The organism is Nocardiopsis trehalosi NBRC 14201 (assembly GCF_001552555.1).
Lineage (GTDB): Bacteria > Actinomycetota > Actinomycetes > Streptosporangiales > Streptosporangiaceae > Nocardiopsis_B > Nocardiopsis_B trehalosi.
This window is the reverse complement of sequence record NZ_BCRK01000177.1, coordinates 1-12,769: the sequence shown is the minus strand read 5'-3', so window position 1 is coordinate 12,769 and position 12,769 is coordinate 1. Positions and strand designations below refer to the sequence as shown.

General features: G+C 71.7%; 12 protein-coding genes and 1 tRNA gene. 8 read left to right on the top strand and 5 right to left on the bottom strand.

The genetic code is table 11. The features are described 5' to 3' along the window. From NT8_RS30045 to NT8_RS23060, 3 genes are all read left to right on the top strand, one after another. Window positions 1-1,501 (top strand): replication initiator (locus NT8_RS30045; protein ID WP_067973557.1); only part of this gene is annotated, 1,501 nt, incomplete at its 5' end. Then, window positions 1,501-1,725 carry an excisionase family DNA-binding protein gene (locus NT8_RS23065; protein ID WP_067973554.1) on the top strand — a complete coding sequence of 75 codons (225 nt, stop codon included), beginning with the start codon at window positions 1,501-1,503 and terminating at the stop codon, window positions 1,723-1,725. The genes NT8_RS30045 and NT8_RS23065, both read left to right, overlap by 1 nt. Next, window positions 1,725-2,888: a tyrosine-type recombinase/integrase gene (locus NT8_RS23060; RefSeq protein ID WP_067973551.1), complete on the top strand. Its 1,164-nt coding sequence runs from the start codon at window positions 1,725-1,727 to the stop codon at window positions 2,886-2,888. The genes NT8_RS23065 and NT8_RS23060 overlap by 1 nt, the downstream gene beginning before the upstream one ends. 106 nt (window positions 2,889-2,994) lie before the next feature. Here the strand turns inward: NT8_RS23060 and NT8_RS23055 are convergent. Then, window positions 2,995-3,065, bottom strand: a tRNA-Gly gene (locus tag NT8_RS23055). Between the two features lie 141 nt (window positions 3,066-3,206). Here NT8_RS23055 and dcd point away from each other — a divergent pair. Further along, window positions 3,207-3,782: a dCTP deaminase gene (gene dcd / locus NT8_RS23050; protein WP_067973549.1), complete on the top strand. Its 576-nt coding sequence runs from the start codon at window positions 3,207-3,209 to the stop codon at window positions 3,780-3,782. 156 nt (window positions 3,783-3,938) lie between these two features. On the opposite strand, the gene NT8_RS23045 is transcribed toward dcd, so the two are convergent. Continuing rightward, window positions 3,939-4,493 (bottom strand): rhomboid family intramembrane serine protease, encoded by a 555-nt coding sequence (locus NT8_RS23045; RefSeq protein ID WP_067973559.1) that lies wholly within the window; start codon window positions 4,491-4,493, stop codon window positions 3,939-3,941. 587 nt (window positions 4,494-5,080) lie between these two features. Between NT8_RS23045 and NT8_RS23040 the strand changes: the two genes are divergently transcribed. The 3 genes from NT8_RS23040 (at window position 5,081) to NT8_RS23030 (ending at window position 8,674) form a co-directional block, all read left to right on the top strand. Beyond that, complete coding sequence (locus tag NT8_RS23040; protein WP_067973547.1) at window positions 5,081-6,412, top strand: quaternary amine ABC transporter ATP-binding protein; 1,332 nt, start codon at window positions 5,081-5,083, stop codon at window positions 6,410-6,412. Then, window positions 6,409-7,650, top strand: a complete 1,242-nt coding sequence (locus NT8_RS23035) for an ABC transporter permease (RefSeq protein ID WP_067973544.1) — start codon at window positions 6,409-6,411, stop codon at window positions 7,648-7,650. Before NT8_RS23040 ends, NT8_RS23035 begins: the two co-directional genes overlap by 4 nt. A gap of 76 nt (window positions 7,651-7,726) precedes the next feature. Beyond that, window positions 7,727-8,674, top strand: coding sequence for a glycine betaine ABC transporter substrate-binding protein (locus tag NT8_RS23030; protein ID WP_067973543.1), 948 nt, complete (start codon window positions 7,727-7,729; stop codon window positions 8,672-8,674). Between the two features lie 85 nt (window positions 8,675-8,759). Here the strand turns inward: NT8_RS23030 and NT8_RS23025 are convergent, their stop codons facing one another. Together NT8_RS23025 and bdeA are read right to left on the bottom strand one after the other, a co-directional pair. Further along, complete coding sequence (locus tag NT8_RS23025) at window positions 8,760-9,227, bottom strand: hypothetical protein (protein ID WP_245646296.1); 468 nt, start codon at window positions 9,225-9,227, stop codon at window positions 8,760-8,762. Between the two features lie 272 nt (window positions 9,228-9,499). Continuing rightward, window positions 9,500-10,339 carry a bis(hydroxyethyl) terephthalate hydrolase gene (bdeA, locus tag NT8_RS23020; protein ID WP_157515945.1) on the bottom strand — a complete coding sequence of 280 codons (840 nt, stop codon included), beginning with the start codon at window positions 10,337-10,339 and terminating at the stop codon, window positions 9,500-9,502. A 452-nt stretch (window positions 10,340-10,791) separates the two neighbouring features. Between bdeA and NT8_RS23015 the strand changes: the two genes are divergently transcribed. Further along, window positions 10,792-11,763, top strand: a complete 972-nt coding sequence (locus NT8_RS23015) for a magnesium and cobalt transport protein CorA (protein ID WP_084469203.1) — start codon at window positions 10,792-10,794, stop codon at window positions 11,761-11,763. Between the two features lie 33 nt (window positions 11,764-11,796). Here the strand turns inward: NT8_RS23015 and NT8_RS23010 are convergent, their stop codons facing one another. Continuing rightward, window positions 11,797-12,696, bottom strand: a complete 900-nt coding sequence (locus NT8_RS23010) for a DUF72 domain-containing protein (protein ID WP_067973532.1) — start codon at window positions 12,694-12,696, stop codon at window positions 11,797-11,799. Between the last annotated feature and the right edge of the window lie 73 nt (window positions 12,697-12,769).

The following is a 12,769-nucleotide window of genomic DNA, read 5'->3' as shown; positions in this document are numbered from 1 at the left end:
GTCCCGGTGCCCGGCGTGTGCCAAGCGCAAGCGCTCCCTGCGGCGCTCCCAGTGCGAGGAAGGCTGGCACCTGGCCGACGAACCCGTCATCGACCCCGACGAACCGACTGACATCCAGCGCGAATGGGTGGAGCGGCGGGCCATCGTCACGGCCGAACGCGACCGCTTGGCCGCGACTGGCACTGCCGGCCCCGAGGAACTGGCGGAGCTGGACGCGGTCATCGCGGACCTCGATGAGGAGATCACCGCTTCCGGGCTGCGCGGCAGTGTCGACCGGGGTTCCTCGGCCTCCTCGCGGCCGCGCCGGTCCCGCTCGACCCGGCGCCGCTCCGACGCACCCGACCTCCCGAAGCGCCCGATGACCCGGCGCACCATCGGCCGTGCCTTCGAGGACCCGGCCACCGGCAAGGTCTTCCGGCCTTCGCTGTTCGTGACGTTGACGTTGGATTCCTACGGGCGGGTGAAGGCGGACGGCACCCCCGTCGATCCGGCGACGTATGACTACCGGCGGGCGGCGCGGGACGCCCTGCACTTCTCCAAGCTCGTGGACCGGTTCGTGCAGAACCTGCGGCGGGTGGCCGGCTTCGACGTCCAGTACTTCGCCACCGTGGAGCCCCAGCGCCGATTGGCTCCCCACCTGCACATGGCCACGCGCGGGACCATCCCCCGGGCGGAGCTGCGCCAGATCGCGGCGGCGACCTACCACCAGGTCTGGTGGCCCACCGCCTATGAGGTCGTCTACGAGGGGGGGAACCTGCCCGTCTGGGACGAAGTCGCCGGGGCCTACTTCGACCCGGCTACCGGGGAAGTCCTGCCCACGTGGGATGAGGCGCTGGACGCCCTGGACGACGACCCCGACGCGCAACCGCACCACGTGTGCCGGTTCGGTCCCCAGGTCGATGCCAAGGGGGTGCTGGCCGGAAGTGAGGACGCGGACCGGTGCGTGCGCTACCTGGCCAAGTACCTCACCAAGGACATCGCCGAATGCCACGCGGCCGAGACACCGGCGCAGGAACGCCACGTTGACCGCCTGGTGGAAGCGCTGCGCTACGAGCCCTGCTCGCCCCGGTGCGCGAACTGGCTGCGCTACGGCGTCCAACCGGCAGAGGCCAAAGCGGGCCTTCGCCCCGGGTTCTGCCGGTCCAAGGCGCACCGCCGCGAACACCTCGGCTACGCCGGACGCCGCGTCCTGGTCTCGCGCAAGTGGTCCGGCAAGACCCTGGCCGACCACAAAGCCGACCGCCTCACCTGGGTCCTCGAACAGCTCGGCGTCACCCCCGGCGAAGAGCACGACGACGACCAGGACGGCGGCCAACGGCCGGCCTCCCCCTTCGCGGTCACCGGCAACGGCCATGCCTGGGAACTGGCACGCCCGGCCGACCCCGACGTCCCACCACGCGAACACCGCCTCCTGCGGGCGGTCGGTGAGGCGCTGAAACGCCGGACCCAACTCGACCACGCCAGACAGACCAATGTTTCGGCAACGGAGGAAGCCGCCTGATGCCTGTGAAGAACACTCGCCCCGCTGGTCGCCTGCTGACCGTGGCGGAGGTAGCGGAACGCCTCAACACCAGCGAGCGCTACCCGCGCCGGCTGATCGAAGAGCGCCGCATCACCTTCGTGAAGATCGGTCGCCACGTGCGCATCCCCGAATCCGTGGTGGACGACCTCATCGCCGTGGGAACCGTGGAACCCGTCACGCTGCGGATGCGGCGGGCAGCCTGATGCCGGGGGAGAAGAGCCGTTCTTTCGGCAACATCCGCACACTGGCGTCCGGCCGGTTCCAGGCGCGGTACCGAGGGCCGGACGGTCGGCTGCGGAGCGCGCCTGCGACCTTCGCGGCCAAGAAGGCCGCTCAGCGTTGGCTGACCCTCAAGGAAGCCGAGATCGCCCGTGGCGACTGGTTCGACCCCGACGCGGGTGCGCTGCTCTTCCACGACTACGCCGTCGAGTGGATGGAACAGCGTGACCTGACCCGCAAGACCGAGTCCACGTACGAGGTGCTGATTCGCCGCCACCTCGACCCCACGTTCGGGGACATGCTGCTCCGGGACATCAACGAGGCGCACGTCCGCAAGTGGCGGTCCGAGCGGCTGAAGATGAAAAAGGCACGCAGCCAGGTACCCAAGGCGTATCGCCTGCTGCGGGCGATCCTCAACACCGCCGTGCGCGACAAGCTGATCCGCGAGAACCCGTGCCAGATCGCGGGAGCGGGCAAGGAGGACACCGAAGAACGTCCGGTGCTGTCGGTCGCGGAAGTGTTCAAGCTCGCTGACGCGATCAAGCCGCGCTACCGCGCGCTCGTGCTGCTGGCGACGTTCGGCAGTCTGCGGTGGGGCGAGCTGGCCGGCCTGCGACGCCGGTACCTCGACCTGGACGCGCGTACGGTCACGGTGCGCGAAACCGCCGATGACGTCGGAGACATCCGTGTCGGCAAGCCCAAGTCCAAGGCCGGTGCGCGAACCGTGGTGCTGCCCGAACTCATCATCGAGGACCTGCGGCACCACATCCGCGACTACGCGGCCCCCGGCTCGGACGGCTTCGTCTTCGTGGGCGCCAAGGGGAACCAGCTCCGCCGGTCGAACTTCTCCAAGTACTGGGCGGACGCGTGCGCGGCGGTCGGGCTCAAGGGGGTCCACGTGCACGACCTGCGGCACACCGGCAACACCTACGCGGCCGAGACGGGCGCCTCCCTGCGCGAACTCATGAATCGGATGGGCCACTCCAGCACGCGGGCCGCGCTCATCTACATGCACGCGCGCGACGAACGCGCTCGGGCCATCGCCGATGCCCTCGGGCAGCGGGCGGCCGACGAGTTGAAGCGGGCGCGCAACACGGACGACGGCGGCGACGGGCAAGGAGCGCCCTCGGCGGACGCCGGTCGCTGAGGTCCACTCTGTGGCACGTGTGTGGCACGGAGCCGCGCTCTGGCTCTGAGAACGACGAAGGCCCAGGTCAGGGAATATCCCCCTGACCTGGGCCTTCGTGGTGCTGAGCGGATGACGGGAATCGAACCCGCGTTATCAGCTTGGGAAGCTGAAGTTCTACCATTGAACTACATCCGCGTCGGGCGGCCCCTCGGGGCTGCGACGGGGTCAGCTTACCGGATCCGCGCCGTGGTCGGGTACCGGGTCGCGGCGGCGGGCGACGGGTGTCTTGGGGGCGCGGAGCCGCTGCGGGGGGCCGTACCAGGTAGGTTCTGGAGCGTGCTGCTCTCCGATCGCGACATCAGGTCCGAAATCGAGTCCGGGCGGGTCAGGATCGACCCGTACGAGCCGGGACTCATCCAGCCGTCGAGCATCGACGTCCGGCTGGACCGCTACTTCCGGGTCTTCGAGAACCACAAGTACCCGCACATCGATCCCGCCGTGGAGCAGCCGGACCTGACGCGGCTGGTCGAGGGGGAGGACGACGAGCCCTTCATCCTGCACCCCGGCGAGTTCGTCCTGGCGTCGACCTACGAGGTCGTGACCCTGCCCGACGACATCGCCAGCCGGCTGGAGGGCAAGAGCTCGCTGGGCCGCCTCGGCCTGCTGACGCACTCGACCGCCGGGTTCATCGACCCCGGGTTCTCCGGGCACGTCACCCTGGAGCTGTCGAACGTCGCCACGCTGCCGATGAAGCTCTACCCCGGCATGAAGATCGGGCAGCTCTGCATGTTCCGGCTGACCTCGCCCGCGGAGTCGCCGTACGGGTCGACCCGGTACGGCTCGCGCTACCAGGACCAGCGGGGCCCGACGCCGTCGCGGTCCTACCTGAACTTCACCCGCGGCAAGGTCTGAGGCCGCGGCCCACGGGGCCGCGCGAGCCCGTCGGCGCGCGGCCGACCCACCCCCTGAGCGGTCGGCGGCCACCCGAGTGCCGCCCGCCGACCGCTGTCCGAGCGACCGCTGTCCGCCCGACCGCTGACCGCGCGGGCGCGGCCCCGCCGACCGCGATCAGCCCGGGTACCCCTGCGGTCCGTACGGCCCGCTGGGTGCCGCCGGGCGGGGGGTGCGGCGGCCCGGCAGGACGTAGGCGGCGAGCAGCCCGCCCAGGAAGCCGAACAGGTGGCCTTGCCAGGAGACCCCCGGCTGCTGCGGCAGGACCCCCCAGATCATCGTCCCGTAGAACAGCACGACGCAGATCATGATGACGATGTCGACGGTCCGGCGCTCGACGACGCCGCGCAGCACGGTGTAGCCGAAGTAGCCGAAGATCAGCCCGCTCGCGCCCACGGTCAGGGTGGTCGGCCCGGAGAACAGCCACACCCCGACCCCGCTGACGACCATGACGATGAGGGTGGTCCCCACGAGCCGGCCCGCCCCGCTGAGGGCGACGAGGCAGCCGAGGACCAGGAACGGCACCGAGTTGCCGATCAGGTGGTTGAAGTCGGCGTGCATGAACGCGGAGGTGAGGAAGCTCCACGGGTTGTCGGTGGACCAGGAGCGGAGGCCGAACGTCCCGTCGAGCGCGCCGCCGAGGGCGGTGTCGACGATCTCGAAGACCCACATCGCGACGAGCATCGCCGCGACGGTGATGAAGCCGATCATCCGTGAGTGCGTCACCCCTCCGACTGTAGGCGAGCCGCCGAACGCGGGGGCGAAGGGCGCCGGGTCCGGCCACCGGGATTCCGGAAGCGGCCACCGGGGCGGTGGCCGTGCGCGCACGGGCTCCGCCGCTGCGTGATCATGGCGGTGATCAGGGCGGGGATTACGGTGACGCACATCACTATTCCGTGACATGTGTTTCGGATCACAAAACATTGCGTTCGCGGGGGCGGTATGCGGGCCGCACGTTTCCTTTCGCGTTAGCCGATGTTTAAACCTGTTACTCCGCCGTGACCTCCTCCAATGAAGCGTCCAGCTTTCCTCGCTAGTCTCCCTATGGCCACAAAAAGGACAAATCACCCCAGGTCGGACCGGCCCTCCCCATCGCCTGCCCCAGCGGAGCGCGGACCGGTCGGCCCCCGCTGGGTCGCGCGAGGCTCCGCCCACCGGCGGACGGCGCCCCCGCCGGGCGCCGGCGGCCCCGGCGCGCCGGGATGGACAGAACGCAAGAGGAGACCGTGCCAGCAGTCCGCGCAGAAAAGCTCTACAAGGTGTTCGGGAAACGCGCCGCGAAGGCCGTCGACCTGCTCGCCGACGGCCGCCACCGCGACCGCATCGCCCACCTCAACGTGACCGCCGCCGTCATCGACGTGTCGTTCGAGGTCCGGCCCGGCGAGATCTTCGTGGTCATGGGCCTCTCCGGCTCGGGCAAGTCGACGCTCATCCGCATGCTCAACGGCCTGCTCCCGCCCACCGCCGGGACCGTCGAGGTCGACGGCACCGACATCACCCGGCTCTCGAAGTCGGGCCTGCGCGAGCTGCGCAGCCGCCGGATCAGCATGGTCTTCCAGCACTTCGCGCTGTTCCCGCACCGTTCGGTACTGGACAACGCCGCCTACGGCCTGGAGGTGCGCGGCGTGCCGCGCGAGGAGCGGCGCGACGCCGCCCGCCGCGCGCTGGCCCTCGTGGGGCTGGAGGGCTGGGAGGAGAAGGTCCCCGGCCAGCTCTCCGGCGGCATGCAGCAGCGGGTCGGCCTGGCCCGCGCGCTCGCCGCCGACACCGACATCATCCTCATGGACGAGGCGTTCAGCGCGCTGGACCCGCTGATCCGCCGGGACATGCAGACGCAGCTCCTGGAACTCCAGGCCACGCTGGGCAAGACGATCATCTTCATCACCCACGACCTCAACGAGGCCATGCGCCTGGGCGACCGCATCTGCGTGCTGCGCGACGGCCGCGTGGCCCAGATCGGCACCGCCGAGGAGATCCTCAACGACCCGGCCAACGACTACGTCGCCCAGTTCGTGGAGGACGTCGACCGCACCCGCGTCCTCACGGCCGCGTCCGTCATGGAGTCGCCCATCCCGGTGATCGACCCGTCCCACGGCCCGCGCGCCGCGCTGCGCACCATGCGCGACAACCAGACCGTGTCGGCCTTCGTGGTGCGCCGCGACCGCCGCCTGGTGGGCGCCGTGCGCGAGGGCGCCATCGGGCAGGCCGTGCGCGAGGGCGCCACCTCCCTGGACGGGCTGGTCGACACCGACATCGAGCGCGTCCACCCCGACACCTCCCTCGCCGACCTGTTCGCGCAGGCCGCCGAGAGCCCCTACCCGCTGGCGGTCGTGGACGCCGACGAGCGGCTGGTCGGGGTCATCCCCCGGGTCACCCTGCTCGCCGCGCTCGCCCCGGCCACCCCGGCGGCCGCCCCCGCCGCGCCGACCGGTGACGCCAAGCCCGTCGCGGACGCGGAGCCCGCCGCCGCGCCGGCCGCCGACACCGCGCCCGCCGCGGACGCCGGCCCCGCTCCGGACGACGCACCGCCACCCGACGGGGCGGCCGCCGCCGCGCCCGCCACCTCCGACGACGAGGGGAGCCGGGCATGACCGCGACCGCGCTCACCATCGACGTCCCCCGCCTCCCGGTCGGCGAGTCCTTCGACGCCGCCATCGAGTGGCTGCGCGCCAACCTGCGCCCGCTGTTCTCCTTCATCGGCATGGTCATCGAGACCTGCGTGGACGCCCTCACGGGCCTCTTCGCCGCCACCTCCGCGACCCAGTTCACCCTGCTGGCCGCCGCCGTCGTCGCCGGGGCGCTCCTGGCCCGCGGCGTGCGCCGCCCCGTGTACATCGCGGTCGCCGCCTGGGCCGTCCTCTACATCGCCGAACTGGCCGCCGGCGCCGCCGCGGCCGTCATCGGCTCGCTGCCCGCCCCGCTGTTCCTGTGGGCGATGGGCCTGTTCGGCGCCGAGTACGTCTACCCGCCGCTGGTGCTGGCCCTGCTGCTGCTGGCCGCGCTGACCGCGGTCTCCCTGGCGCTCGTCCGCCACCGCCGCACCTGGCTGGTCACCGGCGGGGCGTGGGCCGCGCTGCTGCTCGTCCTCGTGCTGCACTTCATCGCGGGCGTGCAGCTCGCCCTGCTGGTCGCGCCGCTGTTCGTGGTGCTGGCGCTGGCCGTCGCCGGGTGGCGCGTCGCGCTGTTCGCGGCGATCGGGTTCCTGCTCATCATCAGCATGGACAAGTGGGACAACGCGATGAGCAGCCTCGCGCTGATCATCGTCGCCACCGTCATCGCGGTCGGCGTCTCCCTGCCGATCGGCGTGCTCGCCGCCTACAACGACCGGGTCAGCGCGGTGCTCAAGCCGCTGCTCGACTTCATGCAGACCCTGCCCGCGTTCGTCTACCTGCTCCCGGCGATCGCGTTCTTCAGCATCGGCGCGGTGCCCGGTGTCATCGCCACCGTCATCTTCGCGATGCCGCCCGGCGTGCGCCTCACCGAGCTGGGCATCCGCCAGGTCGACCCCGAACTGGTCGAGGCCGGCGAGGCGTTCGGCGCCCCGGACCTGCAGATCCTGGGCCGCATCCAGCTCCCGTTGGCGCTGGCCACGATCATGGCCGGCATCAACCAGGTGATCATGCTCAGCCTGTCGATGGTGGTCATCGCGGGCATGGTCGGCGCGGGCGGCCTCGGCAACGACGTCTACGTCGGCATCGCGCAGGGCAACGTGCCCGTCGGGTTCGAGGGCGGCATCGCCGTCGTCATCCTCGCGATCTACCTGGACCGGCTCACCGGCGCCGTCACCCGCTTCTCGCCGGCCGCCCGCGCGGCCCGCGCCCGCGCCTGACCCGCCCGACACCCCCCGCTTCCCGGCCGCCCGCGGCCGGACACCACCGCACACATCCCCAAGGAGGAACCGCGACGTGAGAGCTCCCAAGCGTGCCCCCAAGATCCTCGGAATCGGGGCCGCAGCGGCCTCGCTGACCCTGCTCGCCGGCGCCTGCGGCGGCGGTGGCGGCGTCGCCACCGGCCCGGAGGAGGGCGAGGGCGAAGGCCAGGGCCAGGCCATCACCATCGGCCTGATCCCGTGGGAGGAGGACATCGCCGTCACCCACATGTGGCAGGCGATCCTGGAGGAGAAGGGCTACGACGTCACCCTGGAGAACGTCGACGTCGCCCCCACCTTCGAGGCCCTCGCCAACGGCGACATCGACCTCTACCTCGACGCGTGGCTGCCCACCACGCACGCCTCCTACTGGGAGGAGTACGGCGACCGCCTGGAGGACATCGGCGTCTGGAACGAGAACGCCAGCCTCCAGCTCACCGTCCCGTCCTACATGGAGGACGTGAACACCATCGCCGACCTCAAGGGGCAGGCCGACACGTTCGACGGCCGCATCGTCGGCATCGAGTCCGGCTCGGGCCTGGTGCAGACGACCAAGGACGAGGCGATGCCCGCGTACGGCCTGGAGGACGAGTACGAACTCGTCGAGTCGTCCACCCCGGCGATGCTCCAGGAGCTGGAGACCGCGATCGCCGACGAGAAGCCGATCGTCGTCACCCTGTGGCGGCCGCACATCGCCTACGCCCAGTACGACCTCAAGGACCTGGAGGACCCCGAGGGCGCGATGGGCGAGGCCGAGAGCATCCACAGCCTCGGCCGGCAGGGCTTCGGCGAGGACTTCCCCGAGCTGAACGGGTGGCTGGAGGACTTCACCCTCAGCGACGAGCAGCTGGCGGAGCTGGAGACCGCCGTCTTCATCGACCACGAGGGCGACGAGGAGGCCGGCGCCCGCGCGTGGCTGGCCGAGAACCCCGACTTCCTGGAGGACGTCCTCGGCGCCGACGCCGAGGGCCTCGAGTTCGCGTAGTCCGCACGCGTCCGGCGCCCGCGCCGGGACGCGCAACGGGGGTCCGGCGCCGAGCGCCGGACCCCCGCGGTGTTCCCCCGGCCGCTCAGGCCGCCCGGGATCCGGGCGTGCCCGTGGTCAGCGAGCGGTCGCGCGGCGGGATGCCCGCCGTGCTCATGAACGCGTCGACCCGGTCGCGCGAGGTGGAGCGGGTCAGCGGCAGGTAGGGCCGGGTGGCGCGGCGGCCCTCCACCGACGGGAAGATGCGCGGGCGGCCCGCCACGTCGCACAGTCCCAGGGAGCGGTTGCGCCCCGCGAGCACGAAGTACGAGCCGACCTCGGAGAAGGGGATGCGGACGATGTAGCGGCCGCGGATGTAGCGGAACTCGCCGTTCTCGACCTCCAGAACGGGCACCGGGATGCGCGCCCCGTGCCAGGTCAGCGCCGCCCCCGCGAGGACGGCCGCGACACCGGGCACCAGGTGGGTCCACGCGGTGGGCCCGAGGGCGATGACGGCGACGCCCACCAGGGCCAGGACCGCCCCGCCCCACAGCTCCCCCTGCTTACGGCTCATCGGGCAGATCAAACGAACCGTTTCGGACACGGGCATGCCTCTCTCAGCGAGGAATCGCGGGGGGTTGCGGCTATCGCCGATCGAACCCTACCCCGTCGGCGCGGCCCGGGGCGGCGGAACGGCCCGGATTCGGCGCGGAGTCCGGCTTCTCACCGAGTGGGCGGAATCGCCTGCGGTGCGGGCGGTTCCGGGCCCGCCCGCCACCCCGGCGGCGGACGCGCGGAGGGGGCGGCCCGCGACGGCGGGCCGCCCCCGGAGAGGCGCGGTCGGTCCTAGGAGTGCGGGCAGGTGTCGCGGTACTCCTCGATGTCGAGATCGCGCGACGGCGCCGGGCAGAGGAACTGCTCGTAGCGGGTGTCGTCGTCCACGAACCGCTTCAGCCAGGAGATGCTGTACTTGGCGATCGTCGTGTTCGACATGTTCGGCGCGAAGTGGCTCGCCCCGTTCAGCTCCAGATACGCCTTGTTCCCGTTGTCGGGCAGGCTCTCGTAGAACGGCTCGGAGTGCGAGCGCACCGAGGCGATGCTGTCGTTCTCGGCGCCGACGATCAGCGTCGGCACGTCCACGTCGCCCCACGACTTGTCGAGGTGCCAGGGGGTCAGCGGGATGGCGGCCTGGAGTTCGGGGCGCGACTCGGCGGCGGCCAGCGTGCCGCCGCCGCCCATGGAGTGCCCCATGACGGCCAGCCGCGACTCGTCGATGACGTCGGTGACGTCGCTGTCCTCGACCAGGTAGTCGAGCGCGGCCTCCAACTGCCGGCCGCGGCTGTCCGGCTGGTCGCTGGTGGTGATGGTGTCGATGGTGAACACCACGAAGCCCTGCGAGGCGAGCCGCGGGCCGAGCCAGGACATCGACGACTGGGACGCGGTGTAGCCGGGGGCGACCGCGACGGCGCCGAACGTGCCCTCGCTGGTGTCGGTCGGGTAGTAGATGGTTCCGCCGCCGAACCCGGACACCGCCAGGCGCGAGACGCTGTCCTCGTCGACGCTGAAGGGGCCGCGCAGGGCCTCGATGCTGCGCTCGGTGGGGGCCGGGCCGCGCTCGTAGGGGTTCTCGGCGGCGCCGGCGGGGGCGGCGGTCGCGGCGCCGGCGCCGAGCAGGGCGGCGGCCATGGCGACGGCCGCGGCCGCCGACGCGGTGCGGGGAAGGGGGCGGTGGGAGGTGCTGTGCGGGTGGGACACGGGGGGATTCCTCTCTCCGTACGGGCGGGCGCCGGGCCGTATGGGGGGCGGCCGGGCGTGAGGGGACCCGCCATCGGATCAGGGGTGGCCGGATGTGGACCGGCCGCCGCCCGAAGGGGGACGCCGGTGCCCCGGTGGGGGAGCGTCTCGGACGGCACGCCTACTATGCGGTACGCCGACCGCTTTCCGCATCCGTGGGATCACCAGTGTGTGACGAACCACAGGTGGGGCGGTGCGGGGCGCCGCTCGCGGGCGGCACCGCGGGGCGCGCGGCGGTGGCGGGCCGCCGCGACCGGGGGGACGAACGCGTCCATACCGTTATGTAAGTAAGACATGGACGGCGAAATCGCGGAGAACGGATCGCCGCATAATGATGCGTTGTGATGACCGAGTGCGCGATCTACCGCGCGGACCGACGCGAACCGGTCGAGGGCGACATCAGCGACTCCCTCGACGCCGCACTGCTCCAGGACGACAACGCGTTCTGCTGGATCGACCTGCACGAGCCCACCGAGGCGGAGTTCGAGTTGGCGACGCGCGAACTCGACCTGCACCCCCTCGCCGTCGAGGACGCGCTCACCCCGCACCAGCGGCCCAAGCTGGAGCGGTACGGCAAGGCCGTCCTGGTGGTCCTCAAGGCCCTCGCCTACGACACCGAGCGCCGCGACGTCACCAGCGGCGAGATCCTCGTCTTCCTCGGCCGCAACTACGTGATCACCGTCCGGCACGGCGACGTCGACCCGCTCACCCCGGTGCGGCGCAAGTTCGAGGCCGACCCCGAGATGCGGGCGTTCGGCGCCTCGGTCGTGCTCTACGGGGTGCTCGACGCGGTGGTGGACGAGTACATCGAGATCGCCGACCAGGTGCAGGACGCGATCACCGACCTGGAGGAGCAGGTGTTCCTCTCGGGCGGCGCGTCGCCCGCCGAGATCTACGCGCTCAAGCGCGAGGTGCTGGAGATGCACAACGCGGCGCAGCCGCTCATCCCCGTGGTGCGCACGGTGGCGTCGGGCGACATCGTCCGGCTCACCCCGGAGTCGGCGCCGTTCTTCCGCGACGTCCAGGACCACGCGATCCAGGTCAGCGCGAAGGTCGCGGCCATGAACGAGCTGCTGCCGCAGGTGATGTCGGCCTACCTCGCCCAAGTGGGGGTGACGCAGGCCGAGGACTCGCGCAAGATCGCGGCGTGGGCCGCGATCATCATGGCGCCCACCCTGATCGCCGGCGTGTACGGCATGAACTTCGATCACATGCCGGAACTGAAGCTGGCGTGGGCGTACCCCGCCGTGCTGTGCCTCATGGTGACGGTGTGCGTGGTCCTGTACGTGGTGTTCAAGCGCACCCGCTGGCTCTGACCCCGGCACCGGCCGGGGGCGCCCGGGCCCGGCTCAGCCGGGGCCGGGGGGCAGGCCGAGCAGGTCGGCGAGCTGGCGGGCGTTGACCTGGGCGTCGTCGCGCCGGCAGTTGTTCATCAGCACGTGCGTGGTGTCGGCCTGCTCGGCCAGGTGCTCGATGCGCGGCACCCACTCGCGCAGCTCGTCGATGCTGTAGCGGTGGCCGAAGCGGAGTTCGATGTCGCGGCTGTTCCAGTGGTCGGAGCGGCCGTGGAACCGGACCACGGCGAGGTCGGAGGTGGCCACCGCCAGCGGCGGGATGGAGCTGGGGTGGCCCTGCGGCATGTCGACGCACACGTACGGCAGGTCGTGGTCGACCAGGAACGCGAAGGTCTCGTGCCGGTTCTCGCCGGCCATCCAGCCCGCGTTGCGGAACTCGACGCACACCCGGTAGGGGGCGCAGCGGTCGCGGCACTCCAGCAGGTACCGCTTGCTCTCGCGGCCGATCGTGAACCACGGCGGGAACTGGAGGAGGACGGCGCCCAGCCGGCCGGCCTCGTGCAGGGGCGCCAGCGCCGACGTGAACCGCTGCCACATCTCGTCGGCCAGCTCGGGGCCGGCGTCGCGCAGGTAGAGGTTGCGGCGGCCGCGCGCCGCGGCCTCGGCGGCCGGGCGGAGGTCCTTGGGCAGCGCCGACGGCGGTGTCGGGTGGTGGGTCAGCAGCGAGAACGCCTTGATGTTGAACGTGAAGTCCGGCGGGGTGCGCTCGGCCCACAGCCGCGCGGTGCGTTCGGCGGGCGGGTGGTAGTAGGTGGAGTCGACCTCGACCAGCGGGAAGCGCTCGGCGTAGCAGGCGAGCCGCTGCGCGGGGGTGCGGACCTCGGGCGGGTACCAGCCGGTCTCGGTCAGTGCGCGGTCGGTCCACGACGCGGTGCCCACTCGGATGTCGCCCATGGTGCGACCGGCTGCCCGCAGCGCCGCGGAACATTCCCCGCGCCGCCGTCCACAGGGGTGGGGACGGCGGCGC